Below are 20,386 nucleotides of genomic sequence, written 5' to 3'. Positions count from 1 at the left end.
CCAGCGCCTTCTCGGTCAGTCAAGGGTCGCCTGATCACAATCGCCTTCGACAAGTGGTCGATCGACCCCCCACAACCGGCAAGTTGTGTAGGAAAAGCGAACGAACTCCCGCCGAAACAGAGCGGGTTGTAACGGATTCTTGACGTGCAGTCGCCGGTGATCGCCTCAAGAAGCGGTAGTCTCCCCGGAGTTGACACCCGTCACACAGGTCCACGTCGATCACACATGTCGATCACGCACGTCGATCACGCACGTCGATCACACATGTTGATCACGCACGTCGATCAGAAACGGTCATGGAGGAGGCCCGATGTCCACCCAGGAGGCGGGGATCAGGGGCTTCGCCGACCGGTGGCCGTTCCGCCGCAAGCTCAACGTCCTCGTCGGCGTGCCGCTCGCGGGACTCGCCGCCGTACTCGTCTACCTCATCGCCGACCAGGTCGAACGGGCCCGGGACGCGGCGAGCGCGGCCCGGCTGGTCCGGGACAGCGCCCAGGTGGCGGCCCTGGTCGACCGGGTGGAGGCCGAGCACCAGCAGGCCATTCTGCTGTCCGTACGCCACGAGGCGTCCGGCCCCGGCACCCAGCCTTCGGCGGAGGGCTACCAGGAGGCGCAGGACGCCGTCGACGCACAGGTCGAGAAGGTGCGCGACACCTTCGGCGACCGGCTGCCGGACACCGAGGACCGGGCCCTGCGCGAGATCAGCGGCCTGGACAGCCTGCGCGCCACCATCGAGCAGGGCTACCTGCCCGCCGACAACATCGACCCGGCGTACACCGGCGTCGCCAAGGCCCTGATCGACGGGCTCGGCCTGGACCGCAACACCCCCCTCTCCACCACCTTCACCGGTCATCTGCTGGACTCCCTGCTGCGCGCGGACGCCGCCCACAGCTCCTTCGAGACCAGCGTGTTCTCCGCGTCGACCGGCGACTCCAACGCACTGATCGAGTTCGTCAACGCGGTCGGCGCCCACGAGCTGTACGAGCACCAGGCCGACCGCTTCGGCCGGTTCGCCACCGAGGCGCAGGCGGCGGAGCTGCGCGGCATCGAGCACAGCCCGGCGCAGGCCGTCATCGGCCGGCAGTTCGCCGAACTCCAGATCGACCCGAGCAACCTCCAGGCGGGCACGCCGGAGCGGATCCGGGAGAAGTTCAACGAGGCGCTGGCCGCCTATCCCGCCTACCGCGACCAGTCCGCGACCCGGCTGGAGATCACCGCCTCGCTCATCGGCCAGATCGCCGACCGCGCCGAGGAGGCCTCCGCTGACGCCTGGTGGAACGCCGGCTGGCTGCTGGGCCTCGCCCTGCTCGGCTTCGCGCTGTGGCTGGCCTTCGCGGTGGCGGTACGGCGTTCCGTGGTACGGCCCGTGCAGGCGCTGACCGGTGCCGCCCGCACCGTCGCCGACGTCGCCGGACGCGAACTCGCCCGGGTCGCAGACGACGACGCCGAGGACGACGCGCCGCTGCGGCTGAGTGAGGTGCCGGTGACGGCGCGGGACGAGATCGGCGAGCTGGCCGAGGCGTTCAACCACGTGCAGACCACCGCCGCGGCGCTGCTGGAGCGGCAGGTGCTCAGCCGGCGCAACGTCGCCGAGATGTTCGGCAACGTGGGCCGCCGGGTGAGCAACCTGACTACCCGTCAGCTGGCGTTGATCGACGCCGTCGAGCGCGGCGAGACCGACCCCGCGCTGCTGGAGCGGCTCTACCGCATCGACCACATCGCGGTCCGGCTGCGCCGCAACGCCGACAGCCTGATGCTGCTGGCGGGCATCCACGAGACCGCGCTCGACACGGGCCCCACCGAACTCACCAACGTCGTACGGGCCGCGCTCGGGCAGATCGAGGGCTACCAGCGCGTGGAGCTGCACGCGGGGACCGAGGTCATGGTGGAGCCCGACGCGGTCGGCGACCTGACCCTGATGGTCGCCGAACTCCTGGAGAACGCCGTGTCGTTCTCGCCCGCCGGCAGCGCCGTCGAGGTGACCGTGCAGGGCGGGGCGGACGGAGCGACGGTCGTGGTCGCCGACCACGGTCTCGGCATGAGCGCGGAGCGGCTGGCCGAGGAGAACGCCCGGCTGATCCGCCGTGAACGGCTCGACCTCGTGCCGACAAAGGTGCTCGGCCTGTTCGTGGTGGGCACGCTCGCGCGCCGCTGGGACATCGGGGTCACGCTGTCCCGCACCCCCGGCGGCGGTGTCACGGCCGAGGTCACCCTGCCGTCGGCCCTCCTGCTGCCGCCGACGGCTCCGGCGCCCCGGACCCCCGGCGCGCTCCCGCCGGCGGCCGGCCAGGCCCAGGCCCCGGCCCAGGACCCGTCCAGGACCCTGGCCCCAACTCCGAACCCGGCCGAGCGCGTCCGCCGTACGGAGGCCACGCCCGTCGGCGGGGACCGTCAGTCCGCCGTACGGCCCGGAACCCCGGGCAGCCCGGACGGCGCCGCTGCCCCCGCCTCCGCCTCCGCCTCCGCTCCCGTCCCCGCCGACGGAGCGGGGCGGCGGGAAACCACCCCCGACACCGAACCTCCGGGCACCCGGGCTCCCGACATCGCATCTCCCGGCGCCACACCTCCCGGCACAGGACATCCCGGCACTTCCGCGCCGCTCCCCCGGCGCCTCCCTAGGCGGGAACCCGGCTCCGGTTCCCCCGGTGACGCGCCGCTCATCCCGCGGGCCCGCACGGAGGCCGACCCGGCGGCGGGCGGTGGGCCGCGGCCGCTGCGGCGGCGGGTCCGGGGCGCGACGCTGCGCACGACGCTGGGCCCGGACGCCGAGCGGTTCGCCGCGCGGCAGGCGGCGCTGCCCCCGGCCGACGCGGAGGCGGTGCGCGACGCGCTGGAGGAGTTCGAGGCGGCCGTCGAACGCGCCCACCGCGACAGCAACGGCACCGGCATCCCCCGCCCGGACCTCCCGCGCACCGCGCCCGGGTCCGACGCCCGGCACACCCATGACCAGCCCCCGACCAACCCCTCGGAAGGAGCGGAGAGTTGAGCACGCAGACAGGTGGCACTCCCGCCGGAGACACCGCACCGGACGACCTGCGGGCCGCGGCAGCCGACTTCACCTGGCTGCTCAACCGTTTCGCGACCGAGACCGCCGGTGTCGTGGACGCCATCGCGGTGTCCTCGGACGGACTGCTCATCGCGGTGGCGCAGTTGCGGGAGCGTGCCCACTCGGAGCGGCTGGCGGCGATCGTCTCCGGCCTGACCAGCCTGGCAGCCGGCGCCTCCGGCAACTACGGCCTGGGCGCGCTGAACAAGGTCATCATCGATCTGGAGGGCGGCCACGTCCTGGTCTCCGCGATCGGCAGCGGCGCCGTGCTCGGCGTGGTCGCCGACAAGGAGGCCAAGCTGGGCAACATCGCGTACGAGATGACGCTGTTCGCCAACCGCGCCGGTGCCGCGCTCAGTCCCCAGCTGGTGCTGGAGCTGAAGAACAGCGTCGGCGCCGCGCCGGCGGGCTGATGGCGGACGGCGTCCCTCCGCACCCGCTCCCGGAGCCCGAGCCCGGACCCGAGCCCGTCGGTCCCGTCCCCGCCATCCGCCCGTTCCTGCTGACCGCGGGCCGGGTGGCGGGGGCCGGCGAGGCCGCGGCCGGGCGGCCGATGCCGGTGGAGACGCAGGTGATCGCCACCGCGGAGGGGCTCCACGCGCTCGGCCGGCTCTCCTTCGAGCAGCACGACATCGTCGCCGTGTGCGCGCGCCCGCAGTCCCTCGCGGAGATCGCGGCGCGGCTGCGGCTGCATCTGAACGTGGTTCGGGTGCTCGCCGAGGATCTGCGGGCGGCCGGGCATCTGGCGGTGCACGTGCCGGACACGGCCGCCACCCATGACGCCTCCGTCCTGCGCAGGGTTATCGATGGCCTGCGGGCCATCCCCGACTCCCGAGGGGTACTCCGTGACACCGACTGAGCCCGTCGCCCTCCACGGCTCCCCCGGCGCCTCCCCCGGCGGCGCGGGGGGAGCCGTACGGCCGCCGCTGCCGGTGAAGATGGTGATCGCGGGCGGATTCGGGGTGGGCAAGACCACCGCGGTCGGCGCGATCTCCGAGATCGAGCCGCTGACCACCGAGGCGGCCATCACCGAGGTCGCCGCCGGGGTGGACGACCTCACCCACACCCCGCGCAAGACCACGACGACGGTGGCCATGGACTTCGGCTGCCTGACCATCGACCCCACGCTGAAGCTGTATCTGTTCGGCACGCCCGGACAGGAGCGGTTCGGGTTCATGTGGGACGACATCGTCGAGGGCGCGGTGGGCGCGCTGGTCATCGTCGACACCCGCCGTCTCGACGACTGCTACGCCGCCGTGGACTACTTCGAGCACCGGCGCATCCCGTTCGCGGTCGCCGTCAACGCCTTCGACGGGCGGGTCGAGCACTCCCTGGAGGAGGTCCGCTGGGCGCTGGACGTCGCCGACCACGTCCCGGTCGTCGTGTTCGACGCCCGGGAGCGCGGTTCGGTGCGGGACGCGCTGCTCGTCGTGCTGGAGCTGGCGCTGGCCCGCGCCGAGAGCTGAAGCACCGGAGGCCGCGCACCCGGTGAGCCGCGGCGGGCGCACCCGCGGACAGCGGGTCGCCGCGGCGCACGCCCCCCGACGGGAACCCCGTCAGCCGCCGCGGCGCACGCCCCGTGACACCGCGAGGCGGCCCGCCGCCCAGAACACCCCGAGGGTGGCCAGGGCCAGGGCGGCGACCAGGGTGGCGCCGCCCACGACCTTCTCGTAGTCGCGCTGGTAGAGGCCGTCGACGATGTACCGGCCGAGGCCGCCGAAGCTGACGTACGCGGCGATGGTGGCCGTCGAGACGATCTGGATGGCCGCCGAGCGCAGCCCGCTGAGGATCAGCGGGAGCGCGACCGGCAGTTCGACCCGCAGCAGCACCTGCGCCTCGCCCATGCCCATGCCGCGCGCGGCGTCCACCGGGGCGGGGTCGACGGAGCGCATCGCCTCGTAGGTGGTGACCAGGATGGGCGGGACGGCGAGGACGACCAGCGGGATCATCACGGGCGCGAGTCCGAGCCCGAGGAGGACGAACATCAGCACCATCAGGCCGAAGCTGGGCAGGGCGCGGGCGGCGGTGGCGATCAGGGCGAGGGTGTTGCCGCCGCGCCCGGTGTGGCCGGTCAGCAGGCCGACCGGCAGTCCCACGGCGGCGGCGATGCCGAGCGCGAGCAGCGTGTAGCGGACGTGTTCCAGGACGCGGGTGGGAATGCCGTCGTAGCCCTGCCAGTGGGCGCTGTCGCTGAAGAAGGCGTCGACGAAGTTCAGTACGTTCACCGGGCGGCACCCTTCGCGGCGGGCATCCAGGGGGTGATCAGCGTCCGCAGCAGGATCAGCGCGGCGTCCACCAGGAGGGCGAGGACGGCCGTGCCGACGACCGACAGCCACACCAGGCGCGGCTGGTGGTAGATCATGCCGCTGTTGAGGAGGTTGCCGAGGGCTCCCTGGTTGCCGATCAGCATGCCGACGCTGACCAAGGAGATGCTGGAGACCGAGGCGACCCGCAGGCCGGCGATGACGGCGGGGGCGGCGATCGGCAACTGCACCTGGAGGTAGCGGCGTACGGGGCCGAAGCCCATGGCGGTGGCGGCGTCCAGGGTCTCCCTCGGCACCGAGCGGACGCCGTCCACGAGCGCCGGGACGAAGACCACGAGACTGTAGACGGCCAGCGGGATCATCACGGTGATCCCGCTCATGCCGGTGTAGTCGATGAGGACGACGAAGAAGGCGAGCGAGGGGATGGCGTAGAGGACGGTCGTCGCCCACAGCACGGGCGGGTACAGCCAGCGCAGCCGTACGCACAGCTGGGCGACGGGCAGCGCCACGAGCAGACCGGCCAGCACCGGGACCAGCGCGAGGCGCAGATGCTGGACGATCAGTCCGGCATAGCTGTTCTGCAGGTCGCTCGGCAGGTCGAAGAACTCGCTCATCGCGCGGCCTTCGCGGCGGCCGGGCGGGCGTCGTCCGCGTGGGCGCCGCGGATGGCCTCGCCGATGGCCTGCTGCGAGACGACGCCGGCGGCCCGGCCCTCGGCGTCCACGGCGACCGCCCAGCCGGTGGGCGAGAGCACCGCGCAGTCCAGGGCGGCCCGCAGCGAGTCCGTGCCGGCCGTGAACGGCCGTCCGCAGGGCAGCAGCCGGTCCGGGCGGATGTCCCCGGCGGTGAGGTCACCGGGCTCGGCCCAGCCGAGGGGGGTGCCGTCGACTCCGGTGACGAGGAGGTAAGGGACGCCCTCCCGGCTGCCGGCGGCGGCGCGGGCGGCGAGCTGCTCGGCGGTGGCGTCGACGGCGACGATCGGCGCGGTCAGCAGGTCGAGTCCAAAGGAGGAGAAGAAGGAGAGGCGGCGGATGCCCCGGTCGGCGCCGAGGAAGTCCTCGACGAAGGGGTCCGCGGGGTTCGACAGCAGCTCGGCGGGCGGGGCGAACTGGGCGAGCCGGCCGCCGGTGCGCAGGACGGCGACCATCGTGCCGAGCTTGACGGCCTCGTCGATGTCGTGGGTGACGAAGACGATGGTCTTGCCCAACTCGTCCTGCAAGCGCAGGAGTTCGTCCTGCAGGCCCTTGCGGACGACCGGGTCGACGGCGGAGAACGGTTCGTCCATGAGGAGGACGGGCGGGTCGGCGGCCAGTGCGCGGGCCACGCCGACGCGTTGCTGCTGGCCGCCGGAGAGCTGGTAGGGGTAGCGGCGGGCGAGGGAGGGGTCGAGGCCGACGCGCTCCATCAGCTCCCTCGCCCGGGCGCGGGCCTTCTCCTTGCGCCAGCCGAGCAGGCGGGGCACGGTGGCGATGTTGTCGACGATCGTGCGGTGCTGGAAGAGACCGGCGTGCTGGATGACGTATCCCATGGAGCGGCGCAGTTCGTTGACGGGCCGCCGGCGGATGTCGGCGCCGTCGAGGAGAATCGTTCCCTCGGTCGGTTCGACCATCCTGTTGATCATGCGCAGGGTCGTCGTCTTGCCGCAGCCGGACGGTCCGACCAGGACCGTGATGGCACGGTCCGGTATCTCCAGTGACAGCCGGTCGACCGCCACCGTGCCGTCCGGGTATCGCTTGGTGACTGCATCAATCCGTATCAAAACGCCGAACACCCTTCGGGTCTGGCAGCTGCCGTCCGCTCTCGCCGGGACCGCCGGGCACGGCGGCGGGCCGTTGCCGGGAGAGTCTAGACCCGTTGTGTGGCGGGCGGATCAACATCCCGCCGCGGATTCCCGCCGCGGACACGGCAGTTGCCTCCCGCGAGGGCGGGCGGCGGGTGGCGGGCCTCCGGGCGGCTCAGACGGCGAGAGCGGCTCAGACGGCGAGAGCGGCTCAGACGGCGAGAGCGGCTCAGGCGGCGGGGGCCGCCGCCAGCGGCATCCCCGCCGTCCGCAGCACCCTGCGCTCCGCGTCGACGGCGTACACCTCGCAGCCGGGCCGCGCCGCCGCCCAGGCGATGCCGTCGGGGCCGAGGGCGAAGGCGGCGGTGGCGACGGTGTCGGCCTCGGTGAGGGTGGGGGCGACCACGGTGACGGCGAGGAGGCCGGTGGCGGGGCGGCCGGTGCGGGCGTCGAGGATGTGGTCGCCGCGCTCGTAGCGGCCGGAGGTGGCGACCGCGCCATCGGTGAGTTCGAGCACCGCGCAGACCCGGTCGGCGCGGTCGGGGTGGCGTACGCCCACGCGCCACGGCTCCTCGGCCGTGCCGCCCGCGACGATCACGTCGCCGCCGGCGTTGAGGCAGAACCGCCGTACCCCGGCGGCGGTCAGCAGGCCGGCCGCCCGCTGCGCCGACCAGCCCTTGACGACCGCGCACGGGTCGAGGCCGCGTCCGGGCACCCGGACGTCGAAGGCGCCGCCGGTGGCGACCCGGTACCGCTCACCGATGGCCAGCACCTCGGCGAGGCCGGCGCTGACGGCGTGCGGTGCGATCTCGCCCCGGTCCAGCCGGGACACCTCGCTGTCGGGCCGGAACGGGCTGAACCGCTCGTCGTCCTCGCGCAGCCGGCTGTACACCCGGTCCGCCAGTCCGTCGGGCACCTCGGTGTCGTCGATGCGCAGCGAGACGGGGAAGCCCATCACGTGTTCGACCCGCTGGAGCATGTCACGCCCCCCTGGCGTCGAGGGCGGCCTGGAGGGACTGCCGGTAGCCGTCGCTCGTGATGGTCGCGCCGGACACCGTGTCGATGTCCGCGCTCTGCACCCGCAGCGTCTCCTCGATCAGCCGCGGCACCGCGTTCGCCGTCTGCGGATGAGCCGGCTGCCGCAGCATCCGCACCGCCGCGATCCGCTCCCCCGCGAACGTCACCTCGACCTGGACGTCGCCCTTCTCCGTGGGCACGACCGGCCCGGCGACGACGCCGGACGAGGCGGCGGGGGCCGACGCGGCGGGTGCGGGGGCGGCCGCGGCCTCGTCGGTGGACGCGGACTGCTGCGAGGGGGCGTAGCGCCAGACGGGGACCAGGCCGGCGACGGTCAGGACCAGGACGGGCAGTGCTCGTTTCACGGTGTTCCCCTCATCCGGCTCATCCGGCCAGGCTGAAGCGCTCGAAGTGGATCTGCGGGGCGGACACGCCCAGCTCGCGCAGGCTGCGCCGGACCGCCGCGGTCATGCCGGGCGGGCCGCAGAGGTAGACGTCGCGGTCGGCGATGTCGGGGACCAGGCGGGCCAGTTCGGCCGGGGCCAGTCGGTCGGGGGTGGCGGGGCCGGTGACCAGGTACAGCTCGGCGCCCTTGGCGTGGGCCAGCTCGCGCAGTTCGTCGAGGAGGACGGCGTCGCGTTCGGTGGTGACCCGGTAGAGGACGACGGCGTGGCCGTGCAGTTCCTCCAGCAGCGCCCGGATGGGGGTCACGCCGACGCCGCCGGCGACGAGGAGGGCGTCGGGACGGGTGCGGTGCAGGGTGGTGAACGCCCCGTAGGGGCCCTCGGCGAACACCCGGGTGCCGACCCGCAGGTGCCGCAGGGCGGCGCTGCCGTCGCCGGCCGCCTTCACGGTCAGCCGCAGGGTGCGGCCGTCGGGCGCCGCCGACAGGGAGAACGGGTTGGCCTGCCACCAGCGGTCGCGGGTGAGGAACCGCCAGAGGAAGAACTGGCCCGCGCGGGCGGGCAGCCGGTCGAGGTCGCGGCCGGTGACGTACACGGAGACCACGTCGTCGTTCTCCGGGACGACGGCCGAGACGCGCAGCCGGTGGCGCAGGTTCCGCCACAGGGGCAGGAGCACGCGGCCGAGCAGCACCGCGCCGAGGGCGGCGCCCCACAGGGTCCACCAGTAGGCGGTGGCGGCGGGCGAGGCGACGAAGGTGGTGCCGGTGGCGACCTGGTGGGAGAAGGCGAGGACGACCGCGAGGTAGGTGTACAGGTGGACGAAGTGCCAGGTCTCGTAGGCGAGCCGGCGGCGGGCGAAGCGGACCGAGACGGTGCCGACGACGAGGAGCAGGGCGAGGGCGGCCACCGCGCGGAGCACGCCCTGGGTGGTCTCGGCGAGGTCCACGAGCTGGTTCACCGGGTCCAGCCCGGAGGAGTCGGCGTAGCCGAGGGTGATGAACACGGCGTGCCCGAGCAGCGTCCACAGCAGCGCGAAGCCGGTCCAGCGGTGCCACAGGGTGAGCCGGTCCATGCCGATCCGGCGGTCCAGCCAGGGCAGCCGGGCCACCAGCAGCAGCTGGAAGGCCATGAGCAGCGCGCCGTACAGGCCGGCGGCGCGGCCCAGCACGACGAGCGCGTTGGCGGCGAAGCCGGCCTGGACGAAGAAGACGGTCACGAGGGCCGCGTTGGCGGCGAGCACGGCGTACAGACCGGTGCGGGCCACCACCCGGGGGCGTGTCGCCGTGGGGGGCCGGGGAGGCGATTGGACGGTCGTCACGGACGGCAACTCCTGGGTCGAGGGCCATGAGGGCACCGAGTGGTCCGGGGCCGGGGCACCGAGTGGTCCGGAGCCGCGGGCGCCGGGGGGTTCGGAGCCGTGGACACCGAGCTTGGCCGCCCGGCGCTGTCGATTACCTGTCGTACAACTTTCAAGTGTGTATCGATCGGTGCCGGAGTCGCACGCGGGGCTGGTCCGTCCGGGTGTGTCCCGCAGTATGAGCGGGTGGAGAAAGTACGACTGCTCGTCGTGGACGACGATCCGCCCATCGCCGACCTCGTCGCCACCGTCGCCCGCTACGAGGGCTGGGAGGCCGTCACCGCGAACACCGGCGAGCAGGCGCTGCGCCGGGCGGCCGAGTTCCGCCCGGACATCGTGGTGCTCGATCTGATGCTGCCCGACGTGGACGGATTCGGCGTCCTGGACCGGCTGCGCGCCTCGGGCACGATGGTGCCGGTGGTGTTCCTCACCGCGCGCGACGGCGTCGCCGACCGGGTGGCGGGGCTGACCCGGGGCGGCGACGACTACCTGGTCAAACCGTTCGCGGTGGAGGAGCTGATGGCCCGGCTGCGGACCGTGCTGCGGCGCAGCGCCGGCCCCGGCTTCCAGCGGTCGGTGCTGCGGGTCGGGGACCTCACGATGGACGAGGACACCCGGGAGGTGCGGCGCGACGGGACGCTGCTGACGCTCACCCCCACCGAGTACGAGGTGCTGCGCTATCTGATGCGCAGGTCGCCGACCGTGCTGACCAAGGCGCAGATCCTCGACCACGTGTGGGAGTACGGCTTCGGCGGCCGCTCCAACGTGGTCGAGCTGGTCGTCAGCCGGCTGCGCCGCAAGCTGGACGAGGCCGGCCGCGGCCAGCTCATCCACACCGTGCGCGGCTTCGGCTACGTCGTCCGGCAGGCATCCGAGTGATCCGGCGGCTGTCCGGCGGCTACCGGCGCCTGCGGCTCGGCACCCGGCTGGCGCTGGGCCTGGGCGCGCTGGCGCTGGCGGTCTTCGCGGTCGTCGGCACGGCCTTGACCACGTCCATGCGGGACTATCTGGCGGCCCAGCTCGACACGCAGCTGGCACAGGGCCAGGTCGCCCAGTCGAAGAGCATCGCGGACTACGGCACGCTGTCCGGGAAGAAGTACTACAGCTGGTACTACGCCGTGTACGACGTGGCGGACGGCACCGCCGTGCTGCGCCGGCCGGAGGACCCCGGCGACCTGCCGGCGGACGTCGGCGACTTCACCGCCCTGGCCCGGGCGCAGACCGCCGCGCACACGGAGCTGGTGCGCACCGAGCACCTGAAGGGCGCGGGCACCTACCGGCTGCGCGCCTGCGAGGTCGAACCCGGCGTGGTGCTGGTGAGCGCCGCGCCGATGGACGGGATCGAGGACACCGTCGCACGGCTGATCCGGATCCAGGCGGTCGCGTTCGGGCTGGCGCTGCTGGCGCTGGTGGTGTTCGGCCGCCGGATGCTGCGGCGCGGGCTGAAGCCGCTCAGCGACATGGCGCGCACCGCGCACGGCATCGCCTCGCACGATCTGTCCGAGTCGGCGGCCCGGCTGCCGCTGCGCGCGCCGCGCGCCGGGGGCGGGCCGGAGGTGGAGGAGCTGCGCACCGCGTTCAACGCCATGCTGGAGCACATCGACGACTCGCTCGCGGTGCGCGCGGAGGCCGAGCGGCGGCTGCGCCGGTTCGTCGCGGACGCCTCGCACGAGCTGCGCACCCCGCTGATGTCCGTGCGCGGCTACGCCGACCTGTTCCAGTACGCCGCCGCCAACGCGCCCGGGGAACGCGAGAGGCACCTGGCGCGGCTGCGCGCCGAGGCCGCCCGGATGGGGTTCCTGCTGGACGATCTGCTGCTGCTCGCCCGGCTCGACGCGGCCGAGGCGGAGACGCCGCTGCGGATGACCGAGGCGGATCTGACGGAGCTGGTGGAGCAGGCCGCGGACGCCTTCCGGGCCGGTCACCCGGACCGTCCGCTGACCGTGCGGACCGGGGGCGGCCCGGTGCGGCTGCGGCTCGATCCGCAGCGCGTCCGGCAGGTGCTGGACAATCTGCTCACCAACGCGGCCGTGCACACCCCGGCGGGGACCGCGGTGTGCGCGGAGGTCTCGGTCGCGCCGGGGGCGGCCGTGGTCCGGGTCACCGACGCGGGGCCCGGTATCCCCGCCGCCGACCGGGACCGGGTCTTCGACCGCTTCTACCGCGTGGACAAGGCCCGCAGCCGCGACCGCGGGGGCAGCGGCCTCGGCCTGTCCGTCGCCGCCTCCCTGGTGCGGGCGCACGGCGGGACGATCGAGGTGGCGAGCGAGCCGGGCCGGACGGAGTTCACGGTACGGCTGCCGATGCCGTCCCAGACACCCCCTGGGGGATGACCACCCAGGTGTACGCCCCCTCCCGCTCGCCCCGCCCACGGGCGATACTTTCCCCGCCGACCGCGCACCCCGGGGGGTTCCGTTGACCGCGTCCACCGCGTCCACCGCGGCCTCAGCGTCCGCCACCGCTTCGGACCCCGCCTGGCTGCCCCCGGAGGCCTTCCGCGCCCTCGGCTCCCGCCGCGTCCTCGTCCACGGCGACGGGCTGCTCGCCGACACGGTGTGGGGCGAAGTGACGGCGGCCTGCGCCGAGTTCGGCGGCGAGGCCGCCCGCGTGGACGGCCCGGACCCCGCCGGGCCGTACGACCTGCTGCTGCGCACCCGCCGCGAACACCTGGACCGGCTCGGCGAGGAGGGCTTCTTCCTGGAGCGGGCCGGCGGCCGCACCACGGTCACCGCCGCCGCCCCGCACGGCCTGCTCCACGGCCTCTTCCACGTCGTACGCCTCGGCCGGACCGCCTTCGACCGCGACCGGCAGCGCCAGGCGCACCGCCCCGCGCTCGCCCTGCGCATGCTCAACCACTGGGACAACGTCTCGGTGCACCCGGTGATGGGCCAGGTGGAGCGCGGCTACGCGGGCGGTTCGCTGTTCTGGCGGGACGGCGCGGCGCGCGGCTCGCGCGCCGACCTCGACCGCGTCCGGGCGTACGGGCGGCTGCTGGCCGCCGGCGGGATCAACGCGCTCGCCCTGAACAACGTGAACGTGCACGCGGAGGAGGCCCGGCTGCTCACCGACCGGCTCGGCGAGGTCGCCGGCCTGGCGCGGGCGTTGCGCCCGTACGGCATCCGCACCCATCTGTCGGTGACGTTCGCGGCGCCCGTCGTCCTCGGCGGCCTGCCCACCGCCGACCCGCTCGATCCGGCGGTGCGCGCCTGGTGGGCGGAGGCGACCGGGCGGGTGTACGCGGCGATACCGGACTTCGGCGGCTACGTCGTGAAGGCGGACTCGGAGGGGCAGCCGGGCCCGTTCGCCTACGGCCGCACGCACGCCGACGGCGCGAACCTGCTCGCCGACGCGCTCGCCCCGTACGGCGGCACCGTGCACTGGCGGGCCTTCGTCTACGACCACCGCCAGGACTGGCGGGACCGCTCCACGGACCGGGCGCGGGCCGCCCACGACCACTTCACGCCGCTCGACGGCGCCTTCCGCGACAACGCCGTCCTCCAGGTCAAGCACGGCCCGATGGACTTCCAGGTCCGCGAGCCGGTCTCCTCCGTCATCGGGGCGATGCCGGCCACCCGGATCGCGGTGGAGATCCAGGCCACCCAGGAGTACACCGGGCAGCAGCGGCACGTGTGCGCGCTGGCCCCCATGTGGAGCGAGGTCTTGCGGTTCCGCCCGCAGGGGGAAGGCACGCCCACCGTGGCGGAGCTGGCGCGCGGTGGTCTGGTCGCCGTCTCCAACGCCGGGGACGACCCCTACTGGACGGGCCACCCCCTCGCCCAGGCCAACCTCTACGCGGTCGGCCGGCTCGGCTGGGAGCCCGGCGCCAACCCCTACCGGCTCCTCGGCGAGTGGATCGACCTGACCTTCACGCCCGAGCGCAGCCCGGAGCCCGAGCGGCTGCGGGCCGGGGTGTACGCGGTGCTGAAGGACTCGTGGCGGACGTACGAGAAGTACACCGCCCCGCTCGGCGTCGGCTTCATGGTCCAGCCGGGGCACCACTACGGGCCGAGCGTCGACGGCTACGAGTACAGCCCGTGGGGCACTTACCACTTCGCCGACCGGGACGGCGTCGGCGTCGACCGCAGCCGCGCCACCGGAACCGGTTACGCCGCGCAGTACGCCAAGCCCTGGTCAGAGCTGTACGAGTCCCCGGACACCTGCCCCGACGAGCTGCTGCTGTTCTTCCACCACGTGTCCTACGACCACGTCCTGCACAGCGGGAAGACGGTGATCCAGCACATCTACGACACCCACTTCGAGGGTGTCGAGGAGGTGGAGGAGGCCCGCCGGGTGTGGGCCTCGCTGGCGGACCTGGTGGAGCCGGGGCGGCACGCGCGCGTGGCGGAGCGGTACGAGGAGCAGCTGCGGAGCGCCCGGGAGTGGCGGGACCAGGTCAACAGCTACTTCTTCCGCAAGTCGGGGGTGCCGGACGCGCACGGCCGCCGGATCTACTGAAGCCGCAGCACGGCCACGTCCCGAGCGGCGAGCGGGAGCGCGTCGCTGGCGGGCTGGGTGAGGGACCGAGCGAAGACCCCGACGGTGAGGGTGTCGATCCGGACGCGCGTGAACAGCCGGTGGCCGTCGTCCCCCACCGGCTCGGGCCACTGCTCGGGGTGGTAGTCGCCGCCGTACGCGATCCGCTCGGTGCGGGGCGCGGTCATGCGGTGAACTCCCGTTCCGTCTCGGCGATCACCGGGCGGCCCGCGTGCAGCAGGGACAGCAGCAGCGGGGCGGCCGCCACGGCGGCCAGGGCCTCGCCGAGCAGCACGGTGAGCGCGCCGGCCAGGACGGTCAGCGAGGCGGCGGCCAGGGTGGTGCGGCCGTGGCGGAGCAGGAACCAGGCGGCGAGCCGGGCGGTGTCGCGGGCGCGGAAGGTGAACAGGGAGGTCAGCAGCAGGGCGTGCGCGCCCCACAGCAGCCCGCCGGCGCCGGTCGCGGCGAGCAGCGCCGCCCACCAGCGGGGCAGGCCGGTCGCGGTGAAGTGGGTGAGGGTGAAGGCGATGAGGGTGAGCCAGCCGAGCAGCGGTGCCCACAGTCGCAGCGCGGGGACGGCGTTCAGCCGCCAGCCGCGCAGGAAGGCGCGGGCCGGGTGCAGGTCGGTGAGGTCGCGGCTGCGGCGGTGCAGGGCGTAGACGGCGGCGGACACCGCCGGGCCGAGCGGCAGCAGGCATACGGCGGCCAGGGGCAGGTTCGACGGGTCCGGGCCCAGCAGGAGCAGCCCGGCCAGGCCCGGCGCGGCGGTCGCCAGCAGCAGCGCCTCGACGGTGAGGAGGGTGTGGATCAGGGCGGCGGCCCGGGAGAGGGGGCCGGTGCCGAAGGAGACCGCCGGCGCGCTCACTCCGGCTCCCTTCCGAGCAGCCGCCGGTCGTCGGCCCAGGGCGGGCTCTCGTCCCGTACGGGGCTGACCTCGACGAGCGTGACCTCGTGCCGGGCGAGGGTGAGGTCCAGGTCCACCCGGCCGTCGGCCACCGGCAGTCGCAGGTGCCGGCGCCCCGGCTCGGCGGCCTCGTGCAGGATGCCGAGCTGGCGCCGGTCGGGTGAGCGGGGGCTGCCCATGCGCTGCCAGGCGGTGCGCGCGTTGCCGTACTCCTCGTCGACGGTGGACCGGCGGACGAAGGCCTCCGTGGCGTCCAGCGGCAGCAGCAGCCGCAGCCGGTGCCGCTCGGGGCCCGGCGTCCGGCCGGCCGGGTCGACGGGCGCCCAGGCGAGGACGGTGACGCGGCCGTCGGGGTGGCGGGTGACGAGGTGGTCGTCGCCCCGGGCGAGCAGTTCGTGGCCCGTGCGGGCCATGAACGCGTACAGGTGGTAGGTGGGTTTGCGGACCTGCCGGTGGGTGAGCAGGCCGAAGCCGCCGTGGAAGAACGTGGTGGGGACGCCGGCCTCCTCGAACACGTCGCTGAACGTCCAGTAGGAGAAGGAGTCGGCGTGGTCGCCGCCGTGGGCGAGGACGGGGGCCAGGTAGGCGGCGTTGAAGGCGGTGTCGTGGACGGGGTTGTCGGGGCAGTAGGAGGAGTTGAACTCGGTGATGTGGACGGGCGCTCCGGCCAGGCGGGTGCCCTTCAGCCGCTCGCGGGGCGTGCCGAACTGCTCCAGCAGGTCTTCGGCGGGGGCGAGCGTCTGGTAGGAGCCGAACGGCACGTGCTGGGCGGGGCCGGAGGTGTAGGCGTGCTTGGAGACGAAGTCGACGGGGACGTCGTGGCGTTCGGTGAACTCGGCGAAGCGGTCCAGCCAGTCGTCGGCGCCGGGTGAGATCGCGGGCCCGCCCACCTGGAGCGAGGCGTCCACCTCCTTCACGGCGTGCGCGGTCACCTCGTACAGCCGGTGGTAGGCCGCCTCGTCCGCGTTTTGCCAGAAGTCGGGCAGGTTGGGCTCGTTCCACACCTCGACGGGCCAGGTGCGCACCTCGGCGAGGCCATAGCGGTCGACGAGGTGCCGGAGCAGGGCGCGGACCAGCGCCGCCCATTCGCGTTCGTCGGCCGGCGGGGTGACGTTGCCGCGCCACCAGAAGACGGTCTGGTCGCCGGAGGCCAGCGCCTGGGGCATGAAGCCGAGTTCGAGGAAGGGCCGGATGCCCAGCTCCAGGTAGGCGTCGACGACCTGGTCGACGTAGGTGAAGGAGTGGCGGACGCGGCGGGTGTCCTGCCAGGTGTAGGGGCGGTGCACGCCCATGCCGTCGCTGAGCAGGCCGTGGCCGCGGATGTGGCGGAAGCCGATGTCCTGCTGGATCCGGGCCAGTGATGCGCGGTAGTCGCTGCGCAGGGCGAGGTCGAGGCGTCCGGTGCCGACGCAGAAGCGCCAGGCGTCGGGGAAGGGACGGCCCGGTCCCTCGGGGACGTGGATCATCCGTTCTCCTTCGCGAAGCGTTCGCGGGCCTGGTTGTGCAGGTCGACGAGGCGGTCCATGTTCTTCGCCTTCAGCTCGCCGACGTAGTCGCCCCACTGCGACAAGGGGCGCTTGCCGAGGACGAACTTGAGGGTGTTCTGGGTGACGTGGTCGCGCAGCGGGGTCTCCCACAGCTGCGCCTGTTCCTGCTCGGTGGCCCGCAGCGGGTGGGCGGGGTCGACGGGCAGCTGCCGGCGCCGGGACATGGCGTCCTGGAACCGCTGCTCGTCGGGGCCGAACGTGGAGGAGACCAGTTCCCAGCTGCCGCCGTAGGCGAAGACGCCGTTGGAGAAGCCGTAGTCCTTCTGGAGGTCCTTGGGGGCGTCCGGGTCGGAGCCCATGAGGCTGATGCCGTCCTTCGGCCGGTACCGTCCGCCGGAGCGGGTGTAGGTGACGCCCTCGACGCCCCACCGGGCGAACCGCTGGCCCTCGTCCGAGTACCAGAGCCAGTCCGTGAACTGCAGCAGCGCGACGAAGTGGTCGCTCTTGAGCGCCTCGCTGGAGATCATCACGCCGTTCTCCAGGCGGGCGCCGCCCAGCACCACGGGGCCGGCGGGGCCGAGCGGCACCGGCACCATGTCGATCCGCGCGCCCTTGACCTGCTTGCTCAGGTTGTAGCGGTAGTTCTGCACCAGCTCCTGCGGGTTGGCGCTGATCGCGAAGGTCTTCTCGCCCAGCAGCTTCTGCACGGCCTCGTCGTCGGTCTGGGTGAAGCTCTCCGGGTCGATCAGGTTCTCGGCGACCAGCCCGCGCACGAACTCGATCATCTGCCGGAAGGCGTCGGTGGCCCCGGTGAAGACGAAGGTGCGCGCGTTCGCGTCCCAGCTGATGTTGGTGTACGTCCACCCGGCCCGCACCCCGTAGGCCTGGCCGAGGTAGCTGAACAGGGCGGCGGCCGGGTAGGGGGTGTTGGTGCTCCAGCGGTCGGAGAGGGGGTAGCGGTCGGGGTACTCCCCTCGGATCGCGGTGAGGACCTCGCGGACCTCGTCCCAGGTGGCGGGCGCGGTCAGGCCGAGGCGGTCCAGGACGTCCGTGCGCAGCGCCAGCGAGTAGCCGGACCTGACCTTCTCGTGCAGTCCGGGCAGCAGATAGAACCTGCCGTCGGACTGGCGGATGGAGTCCAGCTCCGGCTGGAGCCGCCACTTGCGCACCGCCGCCTGGAAGTGGGGCATGAGGTGGACGTAGTCGCTGACGGGGAGGATCGCGCCGGACGACACGAACGCGGTCTCGGAGGGGTGGTAGGTCTTCGGGATCAGGAAGGGGGCGTCGCCCGAACCGATGAGGACGCTGCGCTTCTTCTCGTAGTCGGCCAGGGGCACGGCGATGGGTTTCAGGGTGACGCCGGTGCGCCGGGTCAGCTCCTCCCAGAACAGCCAGTCGTCCTTGAGCGGGTAGACCGGGTTGTTGTTGTGCAGCACGTCGAAGGTGAGCGGCTTGGTGGCCTTGAACGGCTCTCCGGCGCGGTAGTCCTTCATCGCGCCGTCCTTCTTGCGCGACAGGTCCTTGCCGTCCCCTCCGTCGTCGCCGCCACCGCATCCGGTGGCCGCGGCGAGTCCGGCGAACCCCGCGGCGGCGAGGACCTGGCGCCGCGACAGCCGGCCTGTGTTCTTCACGTCGGACTCCCTTGTTCCGTAGGGCCGTCGAGTGCGCGGGCGGGTCAGCCCTTGACCGCGCCGAGCATCACGCCGGAGACGAAGTAGCGCTGGACGAACGGGTACACGCACAGGATCGGCAGCGAGGTGAGCACGATGGTGACGGCCTGGATGTTCGCCGCGACCTGGCTGAGCTGTTCGGTGCCCGCCCCGGCGTTGCCGCCGCCGGTGGCGCCCGCGATGAGGTTGCGCAGATAGACGGTGACCGGCATCAGCTCGGTGCGGTCCAGGTAGAGGAACGCGCCGAACCAGGAGTTCCAGAAGGACACCGAGTAGAACAGCACCATGGTCGCGACGACCGCCTTGGACAGCGGCAGCACGATCCGGGCGAGGATGCCGTAGGTACTCAGACCGTCGATCTGGGCGGCCTCCTCCAGCTCGCTCGGCAGGTTCTCGAAGAACGCCTTCATCACCAGCAGGTTGAACACGCTGATCGCGTTGGGCAGGGCCAGCGCCCACACCGTGTTCTTCAGGCCCAGGCTGGTGATCAGCACGTAGTTCGGGATCAGCCCGCCGGTGAAGAACATGGTGAACACGGCGATCCCGACGAGCAGACCGCGCCCCTTGAGCCGCTTCTTCGACAGCACGTACGCGTAACAGGTCGTCAGGACCATGGCGATGGCGGTGGAGACGACCGTGTAGTACACGGTGTTGCCGTAGTTCCGCCAGAACATCGCGTCGTGGAAGACGATGTCGTACGTGGTGAGGTCGAACCCCTTCGGCCACAGCGTCACCTCGCCGGCCCGGATGTGCCGTTCGCCGCTGAAGGAGCGGGCGATGATGTTGACGAAGGGGTAGAGGGTGACGATCACGACCAGGGTGAGGACGACCGCGTTGACGCCCTGGAAGACCCGGTAGGAGCGGCTCGGCCTCACCACAGGCTCGTCCCCACCGTGCGACGCGACAGCTGGTTGGCGGTCGTGATCAGGACGAGCCCGATGACCGCCTCGAACAGGCCGATCGCGGCGGCGTAGCTGAAGCTGTTGGACTCCACGCCCGTGCGGTACAGGTACGTCGAGATGACGTCGGCGGTCGGGTAGGTCAGCGGGTTGTACAGCAGCAGGATCTTCTCGAACCCGACGGCCAGGAACGTGCCGGTGTTGAGGATGAGCAGGGTGATCATGGTGGGGCGGATGCCGGGCAGGGTGACGTGCCAGATCTGCCGCCAGCGGTTCGCCCCGTCGATCCGGGCCGCCTCGTACAGGTCGTCGTCGATCGTGGTCAGCGCGGCCAGGTAGAGGATCGTGCCCCAGCCGGCGGTCTGCCAGACCTCCGAGCCGACGTAGATGGCGCGGAACCACTCGGGTTCCTGGATGAACCGGACCGGCTCGTGCCCGAGCCGGGTGAGGACGTGGTTGACCGGGCCGTCCGTCGACAGCATCTGCAGGGTGATGCCGGCGACGATCACCACCGACAGGAAGTGCGGCAGGTAGGACACCGACTGCACGAACCGTTTCAGCGCGCGGGTGCGCACCTCGTTCAGCAGCAGCGCCAGCACGATCGGGATCGGGAAGCAGAAGACGAGGGTGAGCGCCCCGATCCACAGCGTGTTGCGGAACACCTGCCAGAAGGTGGGGTCGCTGAGGAACATCTCGACATAGCGCAGCCCCACCCATTCCTCGCCGAAGAGCGACCCCCCGGGCTCGAAACGGCGGAACGCGATCACGTTGCCGATCATCGGCAGATAGCGGAAGACCAGGAAGAACAGCAGCGGCAGCACCGCCAGCGAGTACAGCTGCCAGTCGCGGCGCAGCGCCTGCCGCCAGGTGCGGCGCGTCACGACGGTCCGGTTGGTCATGTCAGTTCGCGCCTCCACGAATGTTCCGGCAATGGTGCCGCAACTTAAGTGGGGCCGAGAGGGGTGTCAATGGGTGCTGCGCAAGCGGAAGTTGAGCAACACGACACGCACGTGACGGCCGACTCCCGTACGAACAGCGAACTTTCCCGCTCGCGACAAACCGAAAGTTTCAGAAGCTTGACCGTA

Annotated in this window: 19 protein-coding genes; 7 read left to right on the top strand and 12 right to left on the bottom strand. The window is 72.7% G+C overall.

From position 1 onward, the window contains the following. Positions 1–310 precede the first annotated feature (310 nt). Genes G7Z13_RS27350 through G7Z13_RS27335 form a run of 4 tightly spaced genes read left to right on the top strand, consistent with a single transcriptional unit; the run spans position 311 to position 4,512 of the window. Positions 311–2,986, top strand: a complete 2,676-nt coding sequence (locus G7Z13_RS27350; protein WP_166002880.1) for an ATP-binding protein — start codon at positions 311–313, stop codon at positions 2,984–2,986. Continuing rightward, positions 2,983–3,459 (top strand): roadblock/LC7 domain-containing protein, encoded by a 477-nt coding sequence (locus G7Z13_RS27345; protein WP_166002879.1) that lies wholly within the window; start codon positions 2,983–2,985, stop codon positions 3,457–3,459. Before G7Z13_RS27350 ends, G7Z13_RS27345 begins: the two co-directional genes overlap by 4 nt. Next, entirely contained in the window at positions 3,459–3,905 is a 447-nt protein-coding gene (locus G7Z13_RS27340; RefSeq protein WP_166002878.1) for a DUF742 domain-containing protein, read from the top strand. The genes G7Z13_RS27345 and G7Z13_RS27340 overlap by 1 nt, the downstream gene beginning before the upstream one ends. Then, a complete protein-coding gene (locus G7Z13_RS27335; RefSeq protein ID WP_166002877.1) occupies positions 3,892–4,512 on the top strand; it encodes an ATP/GTP-binding protein in 621 nt (206 codons plus the stop codon). Before G7Z13_RS27340 ends, G7Z13_RS27335 begins: the two co-directional genes overlap by 14 nt. Positions 4,513–4,602: 90 nt before the next feature. On the opposite strand, the gene G7Z13_RS27330 is transcribed toward G7Z13_RS27335, so the two are convergent. The 6 genes from G7Z13_RS27330 to G7Z13_RS27305 form a co-directional block, all read right to left on the bottom strand. Then, complete coding sequence (locus G7Z13_RS27330; protein ID WP_166002876.1) at positions 4,603–5,271, bottom strand: ABC transporter permease; 669 nt, start codon at positions 5,269–5,271, stop codon at positions 4,603–4,605. After that, positions 5,268–5,924, bottom strand: a complete 657-nt coding sequence (locus G7Z13_RS27325) for an ABC transporter permease subunit (protein WP_166002875.1) — start codon at positions 5,922–5,924, stop codon at positions 5,268–5,270. Before G7Z13_RS27325 ends, G7Z13_RS27330 begins: the two co-directional genes overlap by 4 nt. Beyond that, entirely contained in the window at positions 5,921–7,069 is a 1,149-nt protein-coding gene (locus G7Z13_RS27320) for an ABC transporter ATP-binding protein (RefSeq protein ID WP_166002874.1), read from the bottom strand. Before G7Z13_RS27320 ends, G7Z13_RS27325 begins: the two co-directional genes overlap by 4 nt. A 250-nt stretch (positions 7,070–7,319) precedes the next feature. Then, complete coding sequence (locus G7Z13_RS27315) at positions 7,320–8,069, bottom strand: FAD:protein FMN transferase (RefSeq protein ID WP_166002873.1); 750 nt, start codon at positions 8,067–8,069, stop codon at positions 7,320–7,322. Position 8,070: 1 nt separating this feature from the next. Beyond that, complete coding sequence (locus G7Z13_RS27310; protein ID WP_166002872.1) at positions 8,071–8,472, bottom strand: FMN-binding protein; 402 nt, start codon at positions 8,470–8,472, stop codon at positions 8,071–8,073. 19 nt (positions 8,473–8,491) lie between these two features. Next, on the bottom strand, positions 8,492–9,829 hold the full coding sequence (locus G7Z13_RS27305; RefSeq protein WP_166002871.1) for a ferredoxin reductase family protein: 1,338 nt from the start codon (positions 9,827–9,829) through the stop codon (positions 8,492–8,494). Between the two features lie 225 nt (positions 9,830–10,054). On the opposite strand from G7Z13_RS27305, the gene G7Z13_RS27300 reads away from it, so the two are divergent. The 3 genes from G7Z13_RS27300 to G7Z13_RS27290 all read left to right on the top strand — a co-directional run bounded on the left by G7Z13_RS27300 (position 10,055) and on the right by G7Z13_RS27290 (position 14,323). Beyond that, positions 10,055–10,747 (top strand): response regulator transcription factor, encoded by a 693-nt coding sequence (locus tag G7Z13_RS27300; protein WP_166002870.1) that lies wholly within the window; start codon positions 10,055–10,057, stop codon positions 10,745–10,747. Next, positions 10,744–12,201 (top strand): HAMP domain-containing sensor histidine kinase, encoded by a 1,458-nt coding sequence (locus G7Z13_RS27295; RefSeq protein ID WP_166002869.1) that lies wholly within the window; start codon positions 10,744–10,746, stop codon positions 12,199–12,201. Before G7Z13_RS27300 ends, G7Z13_RS27295 begins: the two co-directional genes overlap by 4 nt. An 82-nt stretch (positions 12,202–12,283) precedes the next feature. Continuing rightward, positions 12,284–14,323 (top strand): alpha-glucuronidase, encoded by a 2,040-nt coding sequence (locus tag G7Z13_RS27290; protein ID WP_166002868.1) that lies wholly within the window; start codon positions 12,284–12,286, stop codon positions 14,321–14,323. On the opposite strand, the gene G7Z13_RS27285 is transcribed toward G7Z13_RS27290, so the two are convergent. The 6 genes from G7Z13_RS27285 to G7Z13_RS27260 are packed head-to-tail and all read right to left on the bottom strand — an operon-like array spanning position 14,317 to position 20,200. Then, positions 14,317–14,529, bottom strand: coding sequence for a beta-galactosidase (locus G7Z13_RS27285; protein ID WP_165994896.1), 213 nt, complete (start codon positions 14,527–14,529; stop codon positions 14,317–14,319). The genes G7Z13_RS27290 and G7Z13_RS27285 overlap by 7 nt on opposite strands. After that, entirely contained in the window at positions 14,526–15,206 is a 681-nt protein-coding gene (locus tag G7Z13_RS27280) for a hypothetical protein (protein ID WP_166002867.1), read from the bottom strand. Before G7Z13_RS27280 ends, G7Z13_RS27285 begins: the two co-directional genes overlap by 4 nt. After that, positions 15,203–16,711 (bottom strand): xylan 1,4-beta-xylosidase, encoded by a 1,509-nt coding sequence (locus G7Z13_RS27275; protein WP_166002866.1) that lies wholly within the window; start codon positions 16,709–16,711, stop codon positions 15,203–15,205. The genes G7Z13_RS27280 and G7Z13_RS27275 overlap by 4 nt, the downstream gene beginning before the upstream one ends. Then, positions 16,708–18,363: an extracellular solute-binding protein gene (locus G7Z13_RS27270; RefSeq protein ID WP_166002865.1), complete on the bottom strand. Its 1,656-nt coding sequence runs from the start codon at positions 18,361–18,363 to the stop codon at positions 16,708–16,710. Before G7Z13_RS27270 ends, G7Z13_RS27275 begins: the two co-directional genes overlap by 4 nt. Before the next feature lie 44 nt (positions 18,364–18,407). Beyond that, positions 18,408–19,280, bottom strand: a complete 873-nt coding sequence (locus G7Z13_RS27265) for a carbohydrate ABC transporter permease (RefSeq protein ID WP_166002864.1) — start codon at positions 19,278–19,280, stop codon at positions 18,408–18,410. After that, on the bottom strand, positions 19,274–20,200 hold the full coding sequence (locus tag G7Z13_RS27260) for an ABC transporter permease subunit (protein ID WP_166002863.1): 927 nt from the start codon (positions 20,198–20,200) through the stop codon (positions 19,274–19,276). Before G7Z13_RS27260 ends, G7Z13_RS27265 begins: the two co-directional genes overlap by 7 nt. Between the last annotated feature and the right edge of the window lie 186 nt (positions 20,201–20,386).

The sequence above is a fragment of the Streptomyces sp. JB150 genome (assembly GCF_011193355.1).
Lineage (GTDB): Bacteria > Actinomycetota > Actinomycetes > Streptomycetales > Streptomycetaceae > Streptomyces.
This window is presented reverse-complemented; position numbering and strand designations above follow the sequence as displayed.

Excerpts from the sequence above, each read along its gene's own strand:
- G7Z13_RS27350 (WP_166002880.1), top strand. The coding sequence starts at position 311 with ATGTCCACCCAGGAGGCGGGGATCAGGGGCTTCGCCGACCGGTGGCCG.
- G7Z13_RS27340 (WP_166002878.1), top strand. The coding sequence starts at position 3,459 with ATGGCGGACGGCGTCCCTCCGCACCCGCTCCCGGAGCCCGAGCCCGGA.
- G7Z13_RS27325 (WP_166002875.1), bottom strand. The coding sequence starts at position 5,924 with ATGAGCGAGTTCTTCGACCTGCCGAGCGACCTGCAGAACAGCTATGCC.
- G7Z13_RS27315 (WP_166002873.1), bottom strand. The coding sequence starts at position 8,069 with ATGCTCCAGCGGGTCGAACACGTGATGGGCTTCCCCGTCTCGCTGCGC.
- G7Z13_RS27285 (WP_165994896.1), bottom strand. The coding sequence starts at position 14,529 with ATGACCGCGCCCCGCACCGAGCGGATCGCGTACGGCGGCGACTACCAC.
- G7Z13_RS27275 (WP_166002866.1), bottom strand. The coding sequence starts at position 16,711 with ATGATCCACGTCCCCGAGGGACCGGGCCGTCCCTTCCCCGACGCCTGG.
- G7Z13_RS27260 (WP_166002863.1), bottom strand. The coding sequence starts at position 20,200 with ATGACCAACCGGACCGTCGTGACGCGCCGCACCTGGCGGCAGGCGCTG.